Origin of the sequence: Allokutzneria albata (assembly GCF_900103775.1) — a bacterium.
Lineage (GTDB): Bacteria > Actinomycetota > Actinomycetes > Mycobacteriales > Pseudonocardiaceae > Allokutzneria > Allokutzneria albata.
This window is the reverse complement of the sequence record NZ_LT629701.1, coordinates 571,111-586,870: the sequence shown is the minus strand read 5'-3', so window position 1 is coordinate 586,870 and position 15,760 is coordinate 571,111. Positions and strand designations below refer to the sequence as shown.

Sequence of the window (15,760 nt, the reverse complement as noted above, 5' to 3'; positions counted from 1 at the left end):
CCCGTTGGAAACAGCGCGCCCAGGAACCCCAGCCCACGAACCCCAGCCCGCGAACCCCAGTCCACGAACCTCAGTTCCCCCGCCTCCCACCCCTCCCCCCAGCACCATCCACAATGGACAAAGCCTTGTTCGCGGTGTCCGCGGTGATCGTCACCGACGCCCCCGTCTTCACGCTGTCGATCTTCGCCGAACCTCCGCTGACCACCGTCGCGGCGTCGATCGTGTACACCTGCGTGAAGCCGTCCGCGCTCTTCGCCGTGATCGACGTGGCGCTGACCTCGGTCACCGATCCGGTCTGGGTGCGCTCGGTCTTGTACCCGCCCTTGCCGTCGGAGACGACGAACTCGCCGTGCAGCGCCTCGCGCATCGGGCCGATCGCCATCGGGCCGCCGGGACCCATGATCATCGGACCGCGTCCGCCCATGCCGCCGGGGCCTTGCGCGGCGGGGGTCTCGCCGCCCATGGCGTAGATGGTGACCCCGCCCGCGGCGGCGATGCCGACGGCGATCGCGGCGGCGATCGCGGTCTTGCGGGCCGACCAGGTGCGGCTCGGTTCCGGTTGGGGGCCGCCCCAGCCCGCGTCCTGGGCCGGAGCGTGCTCGGCGGGCTTGGCGCTGGTGGGTTCGGGGTTCATGGACGGGGTCCTCCCTGTGGTGGATCTTTGCTTCCTCCACCGTGGTGGACGTGGCTGTGTGCGACCTGTGCGGACGATGGGGACGAGCTGTGCCGCGGACGCACAGCTGCTACACAGGAACCGCACAGCTTCGGCACAACCCCGCGCGCGATGGTGAGGAGCATGGCCACGGTGAACGCTGAGACGTCCCGCTCCGACCTCCGCCGCGCGGACGGGCAGCCGGTGCGCGTGCTCGTCGTCGACGACGAGGCGAGCCTGGCCGAGCTGGTCTCGATGGCGCTGCGCTACGAGGGCTGGGAGGTCCGCAGCGCGGGCGACGGCATGACGGCGGTGCGCCTGGCGCGGGAGTTCCGGCCGGACGTGGTGGTGCTGGACATCATGCTGCCCGATCTCGGCGGGCTGGAGGTGCTGTCGCGGATGCGGGCGGAGACGCCGGAGCTGCCGGTGCTGTTCCTCACCGCGAAGGACGGGGTCGCCGACCGGATAGCCGGGCTCACCGCGGGCGGGGACGACTACGTGACGAAGCCGTTCAGCCTGGAGGAGGTCGTGTTGCGGCTGCGCGCACTGCTGCGCCGGACGCGGGTGGCCAAGGCTGCGGACGGGTCGCAGCTGGTCGTGGGCGACCTGGTGCTGGACGAGGACAGCCGCGAGGTGAGCCGGGCGGGCGCGCAGATCGAGCTGACCGCGACCGAGTTCGAGCTGCTGCGCTACCTGATGCGCAACCCCAAGCGGGTGCTGAGCAAGGCGCAGATCCTGGACCGGGTGTGGAGCTACGACTTCGGCGGCCAGGCCAACATCGTCGAGCTCTACATCTCCTACCTGCGCAAGAAGATCGACGCGGGGCGGGAACCGATGATCCACACGATGCGCGGCGCCGGGTATGTCCTCAAGCCGGCCCGCTGAGCGCCGCGGCTGGCACCGCCTGTTCGACTTCTCGACGGCGGACTGGTCCTTGCGCCGCAAGCTCGTCGTTCAGGTCGCCGCGCTGCTCGCGCTGGTGCTGCTGCTGGTCGGCGTGGTCACCGAGGTCGCGCTGGGCGGCTTCCTGATGAACCAGCTCGACCGCCAGCTCGCTGCGGACGCCCAGCGACCCCCTCTCCGGCCTCCGCGCCCCTCACGCGACGGGCCCACGATGGTGATGCACTTCCTCCCAGGCAATCCCGTCGGCACCATCTACGCGGAGATCGTCAACGACCGGTTCATCCGGGCCAAGCAGCTGGGCGTCCACGAGTCCCAGGCGGCGGAGCGCGATGTCCCGCCCGAGGCGCTCGCCCCGCTGACCGGGCTGCGGGTCGACGGCAGGCAGCACACGGTCAACCTCGGCGACCTCGGCCGGTTCCGGGCCCAGGCCAGCGAGGGAGCCTTCGGCACCAGGGTCACCGCCATCCCGCTGTCCCAGGTGGACCAGACGCTGCTGCGGCTCGCGCTGATCATCGGCGGGGTCGCGGTGGCGGGGCTGCTCATCGCGAGCCTGGTCGGCGCCTGGGTCATCCGGCGCACGCTGCGCCCGCTGGACCGGGTCGCCACCACGGCCCGCCGCGTCGCGGAACTGCCGCTCAACCGCGGTGAGGTGGCGCTGTCGGTGCGCGTGCCGGACCGCGACACCAACCCGAACACGGAGGTCGGTCAGGTCGGGGCGGCGCTCAACCACATGCTCAGCCACGTCGCCGACGCCCTCGCCGCACGCCAGGCCAGTGAGAGCCGCGTCCGCCAGTTCGTCGCGGACGCCAGCCACGAACTGCGCACTCCGCTGGCGTCGATCCGCGGCTACTCGGAGCTGACCCGCCGCGGCACCGACGAGGTGCCGCCGGACGTGGCGTACGCGATGGGCCGCATCGAGTCGGAGTCGACCAGGATGACGGCGCTGGTCGAGGAGCTGTTGTTGTTGGCGCGCCTGGATTCCGACCGCCCTGCGGTGCACGGACCGGTGGACCTGACCCGCCTGGTCGCCGACGCTGTCGCGGACGCGCAGGTGGCGGGCCAGGAGCACCGCTGGGTGCTGGAGCTTCCCCCCGAGGAAATCACTGTGGTGACCGGCGACGCCGCTCAGCTGCACCAGGTGGTGACGAACCTGCTCACCAACGCGCGCACCCACACCTCGCCGGGCACGGTGGTGACCACGTCGCTGCGGACCTCGGCCGGGCATGCCGTGCTGAGCGTGCACGACAACGGCCCCGGCATCCCGGCGGAGCTGCAGCCCGAGGTGTTCGAGCGCTTCGCCCGGGGAGACACCTCACGGTCGCGCGCTGCGGGCAGCACGGGCCTCGGGCTGGCGATCGTCTCCGCTGTGGTCACCGCGCACCACGGCCGCGTCGAACTGTCGAGTCAGCCCGGTGACACCACGCTGACGGTTCACCTGCCCCTGCACGAGTAGCGCGGATCACACCCGAACCGGAATGTCCTTCACGACGCCGCTAAAAATCACCGTACTCACATTTCTCATCCCGCGCGTACCCCGGGCCGAAATTGAAGGCGCGCGCGACGGTGCACCACTTCTGGTTGCCTGCGGAATTCGGTTCGCTCGCCGTCACCGAGCACGTCCTGGCCCCCCTGCAGACCTTGTCAGCGGGAGTCTTGAGCGAGCCGTCGCGCACGACCCAGGCCCGCACCTTCAGATCGGCATGCGCCTTGTTGCAGTTCACGCTCGCGGTCGCATGGATCCGACCGCCCTTGTAGACGGGGATGGACGCACTCGCGCGGCAGTCCCCGGTCTGGTCGGCAGAAGCCACTCCCACAGGCAGGAGCGCACCAACCGCTGCGATCGCGACAACCGCGCCAATACGACGAAGCATTCTCATTTCCTTTCAAGAAAGGGCATCCGTCGCGAATCATGCATGAAACAGGGGGCTACGGGGAACAGGGGGTAACGTGCAGCCCGCCCAAGTGATGCGAGAGTCCTACGAAGCCTTCGCGGCCGTCGTGCGGAACGTGGACGACGAACGCTCGTGGGCACCGACCGCGTGCACGGGCTGGGCAGTGCGCGACCTGGTCTACCACTGCCTCGGCGACGCACAGCGCGCGCTCGTCGCACTGCACTCGCCGACCGACGCCCAGCCGGACCGCGACGCGGTGACCTACTGGTCGGACTGGAGTCAGGACTCGGACGAAGGCAAAGTCGGCGCGGCGAACGGCCGGAGGTTCAACCGAACCGTGGCCGGGATGTTCCTGCACTTCGAACAACTGCGCGATCTCCACCTGGAGACAGCAGCCGCCGCCCTTCACGCCGCCGAGCACACCGACCCGCAACAAACTGTTGCCACACAAGGACATGTGCTCACCGCAGGCGACTTGATGAAGACCCTGGCGGTGGAGGTGACGATCCACCACCTCGACCTGCCGGACGCTCCGCCTCCGTCCGGGGCGGGCCTTGCCGAGGTCCGGGCCACCCTCGACGGCCTCCTCGGCCGACCGGTTCCGCTGCCGTGGGATGACGCCCACTACGCGCGCGCCGCGACGGGCCGGGCGCCGCTCACCCCGGAGGAGCGGTCGATCCTGGGCGATGCCTTCCCCCTCTTCTCCTGATCCGCGCACAGCGGGCGCACAGGGAACGCACACGACGGCCACAGTCGGCGCCCCGAAGCTGGCGGCATGGCCACAGCTGTAGCCCGTTCCTGGGAACGCCCTGCCCTGATCACCCTGCTCGGAGCCTCCGCCCTGCTCTACCTCTGGGCGCTCGGCGACTCCGGGTGGGCGAACGCGTACTACTCCGCCGCCGCCCAGGCCGGGGGTGAGAGCTGGACCGCGTGGTTCTTCGGCTCCACCGACGCCGCCAACGGCATCACCGTGGACAAGCCTCCCGCGTCACTGTGGCTGATGGGCTTGTCGGTACGCCTTTTCGGCCTCAGCTCGTGGAGTGTCCTCGTCCCGCAAGCACTTCTCGGCGTCGCATCGGTGTGGCTGCTCTACGCGACCGTGCGCCGGTGGTTCCCGGCGGGCGCCGCGCTGCTCAGCGGAGCCGTCCTCGCGCTCACGCCGGTCGCGGTGTTGATGTTCCGGTTCAACAACCCGGACGCACTGCTCGTGCTGTTGCTCATCGCCGCCGCGTACTTCATCACCCGAGCCGTCGAGGACGGCCGCACGCGGTGGATGGTGCTGTGCGGCAGCTCGATCGGCTTCGCGTTCCTCACCAAGATGCTCCAGGCGTTGCTCGTGCTGCCCGCGTTGGCGCTCGCCTACCTGATCGCCGAACCCACGATCAAGCGCGTCGCGCAGCTCTTCGCCGCCGGAGCCGCCATGGTCGTCGCCGGCGGCTGGTGGGTGCTGGTCGTCGAGCTGGTGCCCGCGTCGGCACGCCCCTACATCGGCGGCTCGCAGACCAACAGCGTCCTCGAACTCACCTTGGGCTACAACGGTTTTGGCCGCCTCACCGGTGACGAGGTCGGCAAGGTCGGCGGCGGCGGGTTCGACTCGACCGGGCTCGGCAGGTTGTTCGGCGGCGAGATGGCCGGGCAGATCGCCTGGTTGCTCCCCGCGGCGTTGATCCTGTTCGCCTTCGGCCTGTACGCCGCCAAGCGAGAGCGTCCGGTCTTCGTGTTGTGGGGCGGCTGGCTCGTGGTGACCGGCCTGGTTTTCAGCTACATGAACGGGATCATCCACTCCTACTACACCGTCGCGCTGGCCCCGGCGATCGCCGCGCTGGTCGGCATGGGCTCTGCCGTCGCCTGGCGAGAACGCGAGCGCGGTGGCTCGGTCGCGCTGTTCCTCGCGGTCGGCGGAACCGCGATGTGGTCGGCGTTCCTGTTGAGCAGCAGCATGTTCGCGCTGTCCATCGCCATCGCGGTGGTCGGCCTGGGAGCTGCTGTGCTGCTGCTGTTCGCCGGACACCTGCCGCAGAACTTCGTGCGCGGTGCGATCGTCGCCGGACTCGTCGGAGTCCTCGCCGCGCCGACCGCCTACTCCGTGGCCACCGCCGCGGCCCCGCACAGCGGAGCGCTGCCTTCCGCGGGCCCGGGGAGAAGCACGGGCGGCACCATGGTCATGTTCGGCCCGAACGGCAACAACAGGGCGATGGGAAGCCTGCTCAACGCCGGCACTCCAGGACCGGAGATCACCGGGCTGTTGCAGGCGCAGGCCGAGAAGTACACCTGGACGGCTGCCGCGGTCGGTTCGAACAGCGCGGCGGGATTCCAGTTGGCCTCAAGGACTCCCGTGTTGGCCGTCGGCGGGTTCAACGGCACCGATCCCGCGCCAACGCTCGCCCAGTTCCAGCAGTACGTCCGAAATGGACAGATACACTACTTCCTCGGCGGGGCGGGCATGGAGGCCGAGAGCGGGAGCGACGAGTCGCGTCGCATCGCGGAGTGGGTTGCCGCAAGCTTCACACCGTCCACTGTGGATGGTGTGACCGTCTACGACCTCACGTCGTGATGCTCACAGGCGGCGCACAGGGACGCCACAACGACGGCACAGTCCGCGCCAGCACCGTCGATCACATGACCACCACCATCGCCAAGGGCTCCCCTGCCCCGATCGACCCCAGAAGCCGGACGCCGCTGCTCGACGTGGTGGTGCCGGTCTACAACGAGGAAGCCGACCTCGGAGCGTGCGTGCGGCGCCTGCACGCGCACCTCACCGAGAACCTGCCCTACTCCTTCCGGATCACCGTCGCCGACAACGCCAGCACCGACGCGACCCTGGCCATCGCCACCGGGCTCGCCGCGGAGCTGCCGGAGGTGACCGTCGTGCACCTGCCCGAGAAGGGCCGGGGCCGCGCGCTGCGGCGGGTGTGGTCGGAGTCCGATTCCCCCGTGCTCGCCTACATGGACGTCGACCTGTCCACCGACCTCGCCGCGCTGCTGCCGTTGATCGCGCCGCTGATCTCCGGGCACTCCGACGTCGCGATCGGCACCCGGCTGGCCCGCGGCGCGCGGGTGGTGCGGGGACCGAAGCGCGAGTTCATCTCCCGGTGCTACAACCTGATCCTGCGCGGCGCGCTCGCCGCCCGGTTCTCCGACGCCCAGTGCGGTTTCAAGGCCATCCGCAAGGATGTCGCCGATCGCCTGCTGCCGCTGGTGGAGGACACCGGCTGGTTCTTCGACACCGAGCTGCTGGTGCTCGCGCAGCAGGCAGGACTGCGCATCCACGAGGTCCCGGTGGACTGGGTGGACGACCCGGACAGCCGCGTGGACATCGTCGCCACCGCGATCGCCGATCTCAAGGGCGTCGCGCGGCTGGCGAAGGGCCTGGCGTCCGGCTCACTCAAAATCAGCGGGATGGGCCGCGACCCGCTGCCGGGCTTCCCACCGAAGCTGGCGAGTCAGGCTGTGCGCTTCGCCGCGGTCGGCATCGCGAGCACCGTGGCCTACCTGGCGCTCTACACCTGGCTGCGCGGCGGGATCGGCGCGCAGGCGGCCAACCTGGTCGCCCTGCTCGTCACGGCCATCGCCAACACCGCCGCGAACCGGCGCTTCACCTTCGGCGTCCGGGGCCGCGAAGGCGCGACCCGGCACCACCTCCAGGGACTGGTCGCCTTCGTCCTGGGCCTCGCCCTGACCAGCGGGTCGCTCGCCGTCCTGCACGCGATGACCGCGCCGCCACGGCTGGTCGAGCTCGGCGTGCTCGTGCTGGCCAACCTGATCGCCACCGTTCTTCGCTTCCTGTTGTTGCGCCACTGGGTGTTCCGCGCCCGGAACGCCTGATCGAGGAGACTTGATGACCACCACTCGCCAGCGCCTGTCACTGTGCGCGCTGTTGCTGGGGACGGCACTGCTGTACCTGTGGGACCTCGGCTCGTCCGAGTACGCCAACTCCTACTACTCGGCGGCGGTGCAGGCCGCGACGCAGAGCTGGAAGGCGTGGCTGTTCGGGTCCTTGGACGCGGGCAACGTCGTCACCGTGGACAAACCACCGGCATCGTTGTGGTTGATGGGTTTGTCCGCGCGGCTGTTCGGGTTCTCCTCGTGGAGCATGCTGGTGCCCCAGGCGTTGGCAGGGGTCGCCTCGGTCGCATTGCTCTACGCGACGGTGCGGCGCTGGTTCGGCGCCGGCGCCGGGTTGCTCGCGGGTGCGGTCCTCGCGCTCACCCCGGTCGCCGCGATCATGTTCCGCTTCAACAACCCCGACGCGCTGCTCGTGCTGCTGCTGGTCGCGGGCGGCTACTGCCTGACGCGGGCGCTGGAGAACGGGAGCACGCGGTGGTTGTTGTTGTGCGGCACCGCGATCGGCTTCGGCTTCCTCACCAAGATGCTCCAGGCTTTCCTGGTCCTGCCCGCGTTCGGGCTGGTCTACCTGATCGCCGCGCCTACCGGGCTGGGCAAGCGCATCGCGCAGCTCTTCGGCGCGCTCGGCGCCGTGGTCGTCTCGGCGGGTTGGTACATCGCGCTGGTCGAGCTGTGGCCCGCCGCTGATCGGCCCTACATCGGCGGTTCCACCACGAACAGCGCGCTCGAACTCGCCTTGGGCTACAACGGTTTGTCGCGCATCTTCGGCGGCGGTGGCGCTCCCTCCGGCGGCGGTGGCGGTGACGAGCGCGTCATGATGGGCGGCAGCGGCAACCTCGGCTTCGGCGGGGAAACCGGGATCACGCGGCTGTTCGGCGACAGCATGGGCGCGGAGATCTCCTGGCTGCTGCCCGCCGCGTTGATCGGGCTCGTCGCCGGGCTGTGGTTCACCCGCAGGGCCCCGCGCACCGACCGCACTCGTGCGGCGTTGATCCTGTGGGGCGGCTGGCTCGCGGTGTCGGGCTTGGTGTTCAGCTTCATGAGCGGCATCGTGCACCCGTACTACACCGTCGCACTCGCCCCCGCGATCGGTGCGCTGGTGGCCATCGCCGGACGCCAGTTGTGGTTGGGGCGCAAGAACACCTCGGCCCGCGTCGTCCTCGCGCTGATGATCGTCTCCACCAGCGTGTGGGGGGCGGTCCTGCTGAGCCGCAGCGGTTCCTGGTACACCTACCTCGGCTGGGCCGCGTTCGGGCTCACCGTGGTCGCGGCGACAGGCGTTCTGATCGGCGTCCGCAGGCTCAGCGCGGTCCTGCTCGCGGTGACGCTGGTCGGCGGGCTGAGCAGCACCGCGGTTTTCGCGGCAGTCACCGCGAGTGTGCCGCACATGGGCTCGATCCCCATGTCCGGCCCGCGCGCGCAGGAGGGCCGGGAGCCGGAGACCAACGCCAAGCTCGTCGAGCTGTTGAAGGCGACCACGACGAAGTGGGCCGCGGCGTCGAGCGGCGCACAGGGCGCGGGCGGCCTGCAGCTGGCGAGCGGCCGACCGGTGATCGCCATCGGCGGCTTCAGCGGCCGTGACCCGGCGCCGAGCTTGGACGAGTTCAAGTCCTATGTCGCGCAGGGCCAGGTCGGCTACTACATCAGCGGCGGCATGGGGCCGGGCGGCAACAGCGAGATCGCCACGTGGGTGCAGGAGAACTACGCGCCGGTCAGCTACGGCGACTTCACGGTCTACAAGCTGACCTAGCTAACCAAGCAATTGCTTGGTTAGGCTCGGGGCATGGCGCGCACCGAGTGGGCTGACCCGGGACCGGTCGAGGTGGCGGCGGGAGTGCACCGCATCCCGCTGCCACTTCCGCACGACGCGCTGCACGCGGTGAACGTCTACGCGATCGAGGACGGCGACCGGCTGGTGCTGATCGACTCCGGCTGGGCGCTTCGGGAGAGCCGCGAGGCCCTGACCGCCGCGCTGCACCACCTGGACCGCGATCTCAGGGACATCTCCCGGTTCCTGGTCACCCACATCCACCGGGACCACTACACGCAGGCGGTGGCGCTGCGCCGCGAGTTCGGCAACCGCGTCGCACTGGGCATCGGCGAGCAACCGTCGCTGTCCGGCGAACTGCTCGCCGGGAAACCGCTGCGGCAGTACGCGGACAAGCTCCTCAGCTGCGGCGCGAAGGTGGTGGTCGACCGGATCGGCAAGGCGATCGAGGTGACACCGGAGCCGGGGGTGTGGGAGGAGCCGGACGAATGGCTCAGCGAGGGCCAGGAGATCCGCCTCACCGACCGCACCCTCCGCGTCGTCGAGACGCCCGGCCACACGCAGGGGCACGTGGTCTTCGTCGACGAGACCGCCGGGTTGCTCTTCGCCGGTGACCACGTGCTGCCGCACATCACGCCGTCGATCGGCTTCGAGGCGAAGCTGCCCGAACAGCCGCTGCGCGACTACCTGGGATCGCTGAAGACCGTGCGCGCCATGCCCGACCTCCGGCTGCTGCCCGCGCACGGCTCGGTGTCGGAGAGCACGCACGAGCGGGTGGACGAACTGCTCGACCACCACGAGCGGCGGCTGGACGCGATCGCGGCGGCCCTGACCGCGGGTGCGGCAAACGCCTATGAGGTCGCGCGGTTGATCGGCTGGACCCGGCGGGAGCGGCACCTCGACGAGCTGGACGTGTTCAACCAGATGCTCGCGGTCATGGAGACCGGCGCCCACCTGGACCTGCTCGTCCTGCGGGGCCGGGCGCGGTCGGAGACCCTGGACGGCGTCGTCCACTACGGACTGCTGTGACGTGCGCCCCCGTCCGACCGCCGGGCGAACGCGAATGGATAGCATCGCCGGGTTGGCAACCCCACGCTCGACAACCATTCTCACCGAGGAGATCGTCATGACCCAAGCTCCCGTCAACGTCACCGTTACCGGAGCGGCCGGTCAGATCGGCTACGCCCTGCTGTTCCGCATCGCCTCCGGGCAGCTGCTCGGCGCGGACACCCCGGTCAAGCTGCGCCTGCTGGAGATCCCCCAGGCCGTGAAGGCCGCGGAGGGCACCGCCATGGAGCTGGACGACTGCGCCTTCCCGCTGCTCAAGGGCATCGACATCACCGACGACGCCAAGAAGGCCTTCGACGGCACCAACGTCGCCCTGCTCGTCGGCGCCCGCCCGCGCACCAAGGGCATGGAGCGCGGCGACCTGCTCGCGGCCAACGGCGGCATCTTCAAGCCGCAGGGCGAGGCGATCAACGCCGGTGCCGCGGACGACGTGCGCGTGCTGGTCGTCGGCAACCCCGCCAACACCAACGCCCTCATCGCGCAGGCGCACGCCCCGGACGTGCCCGCCGAGCGCTTCACCGCGATGACCCGCCTGGACCACAACCGCGCGCTGTCGCAGCTGTCGGCCAAGCTCGGCGTGGCGGTCACCGACATCAAGAAGCTGACCATCTGGGGCAACCACTCCGCGACCCAGTACCCCGACCTGTTCAACGCCGAGGTCGGCGGCAAGGTCGCCGCCGAGCAGGTCGAGCAGGAGTGGCTGAAGGACACCTTCATCCCGACCGTGGCCAAGCGCGGCGCGGCGATCATCGAGGCGCGCGGCGCGTCCTCGGCGGCGTCGGCGGCGAACGCGGCCATCGACCACGTCTACGACTGGGTCAACGGCACCCCGGAGGGTGACTGGACCTCCGCCGCGGTGGTCTCCGACGGCTCCTACGGCGTGCCCGAGGGCCTGATCTCCTCGTTCCCGGTGGTCTCCCGCAACGGCCGCTACGAGATCGTCCAGGGCCTGGAGATCGGCGAGTTCTCCCGCGAGCGCATCGACGCCTCGGTCCAGGAGCTCATCGAGGAGCGCGACGCCGTCAAGCAGCTCGGCCTGATCTGATCCTCGCTCCACGAAGACCCCCGGTCATGGGTGACCGGGGGTCTTTTTTGTGCCCTATACATCGGATGAATGGCGGAAAATTCACCAGGTTCTCTCGCTTTTGGCGACCAGACATCGTATGTTTCGCCCCGCCGCCGCACGACGCAGTGAGGACAGGGGCGAATGACGGCTCTCTCCAGAAGGACCTTCCTGGGTGCATCCGCCGCACTGGCGGTCGTCGCCTCGCCGGTGGCGTGGGCGGCTCCACAGACCGGCGCCGGCACCGGCGCCGACACCTACGAGCGCACCGCGGCCGACGCTGCGATGCGCTGGCGCAGGCTCCCCGACAGCTGGCAGAACGGCCCGTTCCTTGGCAACGGCTTCCTCGGCGCCCAGCTCTACCGCGCCGCGGCCGACAACGTCCTCAAGGTCATGCTCAGCCACGGCCACGTGCAGGACCAGCGCGTGCAGTGGGAGGCGGGCATCGGACTGTCCCGGCTCCCGATCGGTTTCCTCACCCTGACCACCGCGGGCGCGATCACCGCGGTGGACTGGCGGCTGGACCTGTGGAACGCCGAGCTGACCGGGACGATCACCACCACCCGCGGCGGGCTGACCTTCACCGCGCTCGTGCACAACGACCGCGACGTGCTGCTGGTGTCGCTGACCACCACGGCAGGCGAGGAGTCGGCGGCCTGGGGCTTCACCCCGCTGCCCTCGCACACCACCCGCAAGGTCCGCGTGCCCACCGACTACACCGGAAACCCCGACCCCACGATCGGAGCCGGTTTCGTCGAGCAGACCATGCACGCGGGTGGCGGCTACACCACGGCGTGGCAGGAGAAGCGCGCGGGCACGCGGCGCCTGCTCGTCGCGACGATCGCCTACGGCTACCCGGACTCCACCGGTCGTGAGGAGGCGCTGCGGACGGTCCGGCACACGCTGGCGCTGAGCCCGGACGTGCTGGTCGCGGCGCACCGGAGGTGGTGGAACCGCTACTACCGCAAGAGTTTCGTCTCCGTCCCGGACAAGCTGGTGCAGCGGTTCTACTGGATCCAGCTCTACAAGATGGCCGCGGCGACGCGGGAGAACGCGCCCGTGCTGGCGGAGTGGGGCCCGTGGTTCCCCGAGGTCGGCAACAGCTGGACCGCGGTGTGGTGGAACCTCAACGTGCAGGTCGCCTATCCGATGGTCAACGGCTCCAACCACCCGGAGCTGGACGCGGTCACGCCGACCTTCCGGCGCTACCACCGCAATCTCGAACAGTCGGTGCCGCCCGCCTACCGCGACGGTGACACCTACGCGCTGTCGCACCCCGGCGACCGCACGCTCCGGCCCGGCGGAACGCGGTCGGTGGGCATCCCGGGCACGGGCACGAAGACCGACCAGACCGGCAACCTGATCTGGGGCCTGCACAACGTCTGGCTGGCCTACCGGCACAGCATGGACGAGCGCGTGCTGCGCGACGTGCTGTTCCCGATCCTGGCCAAGGCGGTCAACTTCTACCGCCACTTCCTCGTCAAGGGCTCCGACGGATACCTCCACCTGCCGCTGACGCGGTCCCCGGAGTACGCCGATGCGGCGGACTGCACCTACGACCTGTCGCTGATCAGGTGGGGTTGCAGCACGTTGATCGACACGGCGCTTCGCTTGCGCATCAACGATCCCCGCCTGCCGGTGTGGCGCGACATCCTGGCCACCCTGGTGCCCTACCACCGCACCGCGCAGGGCGTGATCATCGGTGACGGGGTACCGCTCGCCGAGTCCCACCGCCACTTCTCCCACCTGCTGTGGCTCTACCCGCTGCGCGAGTACCAGTGGGAACGCCCCGCCGACCGAGCGCTGATGCGGACCAGCTACGACCACTGGTCGAGCCTGCGGGTGAACTGGCACGGCTACAGCTTCGCGGCGGCCTCGACGATGTGTTCGCTGATGGACTCGCCCGACGAGGCGCTGGCGAACCTGATGGGCTTCCTGGACGGCTCGATCGTGCACGAGACCCAGCTGACGCCGAACACGATGTACCGCGAGGGCTCGAACCTGGCCATCGAGAGCCCGCTGACCGCGGCGCAGTCGGTGCTGGACATGCTGATCCAGAGCGGCGACGGCGTCGTGAAGGTCTTCCCGTCGGTGTCGAAGACGTGGCAGGACGCGTCGGTGGAGTCGCTGCGCACGCAGGGCGCGTTCCTCGTCGACGCTTCGCGCCGCAACGGCAGCACGGAGTGGGTCCGCGTGCACAGCGAGGCAGGCGAACCCCTGGTGCTGCAACACGGTGTCCCCGGGGAGATCGACGTCCGAGACGGCCGAGGTCGTCCCGTGCCGTGGCGGCAGGTCTCACCGAACCGGATCTCGATCCGCCTGCGCCGGGGCGAGTCCGCGCTGATCACCCGCCGTGGCACCAGGCCGGCCCTGGCGCCGCGCGACGTGCCCTCGCCCACCGCGCCGCCCCCGCCGTGGGGCCTGCCGTAACCCTCGGGTACGCCGGTCTTCAAGCACCCCCAACCCCCTGCGCGGGGTTCGGGGGTCTTGAAGACGGCCGAACCCCCCGGGGTGTGCACGCGGTGGCGAGGGGGAAGACTGGAGCCATGTCTCGTAGCTTGCTGACCATGGCCGTGCTCGTGTCCACTGCCCTGATCACCGCGTGCTCGCAACCCGACAAGCCCGCGAACACCCCGCCCAGCTCCGCATCCGACCTGCCGAAGCCGGCTCCCGCGGAGTTCACCGGCACCCTCGCCGCCCCCGGCTCCGGCACCGCGTTCAGCTACAACCCCGCGGCGCCGATCGGTGCGCAGCTGACTGTCAAGATCACCTCCGGTGAGGGCAGCACCACCGTCGACTTCAGCGCCAAGGGGATGCAGCCCTCGCGCGGCTACGCGGTGCACGCCCACACCAAGCCGTGCGGTGCCACCGGCGCGGACGCGGGACCGCACTACCAGAACACCATCGACCCCGCCGCCACTCCGGAGAAGCCCTCCGCCGATCCGGCATATGCCAACCCGCGCAACGAGATCTGGCTCGACTTCCGCACCGACGCGCAGGGCGCGGGCTCGTCGAAGACGACCGTGCCGTTCGGTTTCACCGACCGCGCGCCCGCCTCGATCGTGGTGCACGAGAAGGAGACCACGGCGACGCACCACGGCCAGGCCGGGACCGCGGGGGGCAGGCTCGCCTGCTTCACCGTCCCGTTCAAGCAGTAGCCAGCCACTCGCGCACCAGGTACCCCTCGATCGAGTCCCCGTTCTTGGAGAACACAGGTTGGTGGGCGCGGAGCTCGTCCGGGGTGAACCACTTCGCCTCCGCGAGCTCCGCACCGTCCACTGTGAACTCGTCGGTGACGGCGGTCGCGCGGAAGCCGACCATCAGCCCGGCCGGGAACGGCCACGCCTGCGAGGCCTGGTAGCGGACCTCGCCAACGACGACCCCGGCCTCCTCGAAGGCCTCGCGCCGCACCGCGTCCTCCAGGCTCTCGCCGATCTCCACGAACCCGGCCAGGGTGCAGAACCCGCCCTTCGGCCCTCGCCCGAGCAGGACCTTCCGCTCCACCGACGACTCGACGAGCATGATCACAGCGGGTTCGATGCGCGGGAACAGCAGCTTCGAGCACTCCCGGCACACCCGCAGGTGACCGCCCTCGCGTGACTCGGTGGCACCGCCGCAAGCCCCGCAGAACCGCTGGTTCCGGTTCCAGTGCAGGATTCCGCGCGCATAGGCCAGCACCGCCGCTTCCTCGGCGCTGATCGTGCCGAAGAGCCTCCGCACGTCGACGGCTTCGCCCGCCCCGGTCTCGGCCAGCTCCATGGTGGACAGATCGGCCGCGAACACAGCCGTATCCCCGTCCATGCCAAGGAAGACCTCGAAGTCCGGTTCTCCCCGCGTGGCACCGACCAGGCACTTGTCACGCCACAGCGGAAGCACTCGCGCCGTTGTGCGCACCGACTCCAGCCACGCGCGATCACCGCGCCGGTCGGCGGCCCGGTCGAGTTCGAGTCCGCAGTACATGAGTGTCACGACTGCTCCCGCGGGTCGAAAGCGCGCTCGAAGAACGTCTCCAGCACCACGATCGTCTTGGTTCCACCGACGCCGTCGACGTCGTAGATGCGCCGCAGGACCTGCTGCAGGTGCTCGTTGCTGGACGCGCGGATCTTGACCAGCAGGGATGCGCTGCCCGCGACGATGTGCGCCTGCTCGATCTCGGCGATCGCGGCCAATGCCTCGCCCACCGCGGGTTCACCCAGCCACGCGGTGCCGTCGACGAGCGCGAACGCCGACACCGGCCGTCCACATGCGGCGGGATCGACCTCGACGGTGGTGCGCCGGATGACCCCGGACTCGCGGAGCTTGCGAACGCGGTCGTGCGCGGCCGTCGTGGACAGCCCGATGGTCTTGCCCAGCGTGGCGTAGGACTGGGTCGCGTCCTCCTGGAGCAACGCGAGCAGTTCCCGATCAAGCCGATCCACCCGAACTCCATTCCGCAAAGAACACTTCTGTCCGGACCCTATCCCGCACAGGACAGTGATCACCAGACCTTGTCCTGTCGGCGGGTCGGCGCGCGGTGAGCACGGTGAGTGATCCATACTTCGGCCGGAGTCGAGATCTTGGAGGACCCC

General features: G+C 69.9%; 14 protein-coding genes. 10 read left to right on the top strand and 4 right to left on the bottom strand.

Features of this window, described 5'->3' with window-relative positions; translation table 11 throughout:
- Nucleotides 1–70 precede the first annotated feature (70 nt).
- Nucleotides 71–634 carry a hypothetical protein gene (locus BLT28_RS02740; protein WP_052408232.1) on the bottom strand — a complete coding sequence of 188 codons (564 nt, stop codon included), beginning with the start codon at nt 632–634 and terminating at the stop codon, nt 71–73.
- Between the two features lie 162 nt (nt 635–796).
- Here BLT28_RS02740 and BLT28_RS02735 point away from each other — a divergent pair, with 162 nt between their 5' ends.
- Nucleotides 797–1,537, top strand: coding sequence for a response regulator transcription factor (locus tag BLT28_RS02735; RefSeq protein ID WP_030433637.1), 741 nt, complete (start codon nt 797–799; stop codon nt 1,535–1,537).
- The gene (locus BLT28_RS02730) at nt 1,515–3,008 is read left to right on the top strand and encodes a sensor histidine kinase (protein WP_030433636.1); all 1,494 of its coding nucleotides are present in this window, start codon (nt 1,515–1,517) and stop codon (nt 3,006–3,008) included. Before BLT28_RS02735 ends, BLT28_RS02730 begins: the two co-directional genes overlap by 23 nt.
- A 40-nt stretch (nt 3,009–3,048) precedes the next feature.
- Here BLT28_RS02730 and BLT28_RS39655 read toward each other — a convergent pair whose 3' ends face one another.
- Nucleotides 3,049–3,426: a hypothetical protein gene (locus BLT28_RS39655; RefSeq protein WP_156051852.1), complete on the bottom strand. Its 378-nt coding sequence runs from the start codon at nt 3,424–3,426 to the stop codon at nt 3,049–3,051.
- 76 nt (nt 3,427–3,502) lie between these two features.
- Here BLT28_RS39655 and BLT28_RS02720 point away from each other — a divergent pair, with 76 nt between their 5' ends.
- The 8 genes from BLT28_RS02720 (at nt 3,503) to BLT28_RS02685 (ending at nt 14,350) form a co-directional block, all read left to right on the top strand.
- Complete coding sequence (locus BLT28_RS02720) at nt 3,503–4,156, top strand: maleylpyruvate isomerase N-terminal domain-containing protein (protein ID WP_197683958.1); 654 nt, start codon at nt 3,503–3,505, stop codon at nt 4,154–4,156.
- 66 nt (nt 4,157–4,222) lie between these two features.
- On the top strand, nt 4,223–6,001 hold the full coding sequence (locus tag BLT28_RS02715; protein ID WP_030433633.1) for an ArnT family glycosyltransferase: 1,779 nt from the start codon (nt 4,223–4,225) through the stop codon (nt 5,999–6,001).
- A gap of 65 nt (nt 6,002–6,066) precedes the next feature.
- Nucleotides 6,067–7,272 carry a bifunctional glycosyltransferase family 2/GtrA family protein gene (locus BLT28_RS02710; RefSeq protein WP_030433632.1) on the top strand — a complete coding sequence of 402 codons (1,206 nt, stop codon included), beginning with the start codon at nt 6,067–6,069 and terminating at the stop codon, nt 7,270–7,272.
- A gap of 13 nt (nt 7,273–7,285) precedes the next feature.
- Complete coding sequence (locus tag BLT28_RS02705) at nt 7,286–9,043, top strand: glycosyltransferase family 39 protein (protein ID WP_156051849.1); 1,758 nt, start codon at nt 7,286–7,288, stop codon at nt 9,041–9,043.
- A 33-nt stretch (nt 9,044–9,076) separates the two neighbouring features.
- The gene (locus BLT28_RS02700; protein WP_030433630.1) at nt 9,077–10,090 is read left to right on the top strand and encodes an MBL fold metallo-hydrolase; all 1,014 of its coding nucleotides are present in this window, start codon (nt 9,077–9,079) and stop codon (nt 10,088–10,090) included.
- A gap of 97 nt (nt 10,091–10,187) precedes the next feature.
- A complete protein-coding gene (locus tag BLT28_RS02695; protein ID WP_030433629.1) occupies nt 10,188–11,174 on the top strand; it encodes a malate dehydrogenase in 987 nt (328 codons plus the stop codon).
- A 162-nt stretch (nt 11,175–11,336) separates the two neighbouring features.
- Nucleotides 11,337–13,622 carry a glycosyl hydrolase family 95 catalytic domain-containing protein gene (locus tag BLT28_RS02690; RefSeq protein WP_030433628.1) on the top strand — a complete coding sequence of 762 codons (2,286 nt, stop codon included), beginning with the start codon at nt 11,337–11,339 and terminating at the stop codon, nt 13,620–13,622.
- A 116-nt stretch (nt 13,623–13,738) separates the two neighbouring features.
- Nucleotides 13,739–14,350 (top strand): superoxide dismutase family protein, encoded by a 612-nt coding sequence (locus BLT28_RS02685; protein ID WP_030433627.1) that lies wholly within the window; start codon nt 13,739–13,741, stop codon nt 14,348–14,350.
- Here BLT28_RS02685 and nudC read toward each other — a convergent pair.
- Both nudC and BLT28_RS02675 read right to left on the bottom strand, forming a co-directional pair.
- Nucleotides 14,340–15,152, bottom strand: coding sequence for an NAD(+) diphosphatase (gene nudC, locus BLT28_RS02680; protein ID WP_030433626.1), 813 nt, complete (start codon nt 15,150–15,152; stop codon nt 14,340–14,342). The genes BLT28_RS02685 and nudC overlap by 11 nt on opposite strands.
- A gap of 5 nt (nt 15,153–15,157) precedes the next feature.
- Nucleotides 15,158–15,610 carry an Lrp/AsnC family transcriptional regulator gene (locus tag BLT28_RS02675; RefSeq protein WP_030433625.1) on the bottom strand — a complete coding sequence of 151 codons (453 nt, stop codon included), beginning with the start codon at nt 15,608–15,610 and terminating at the stop codon, nt 15,158–15,160.
- Between the last annotated feature and the right edge of the window lie 150 nt (nt 15,611–15,760).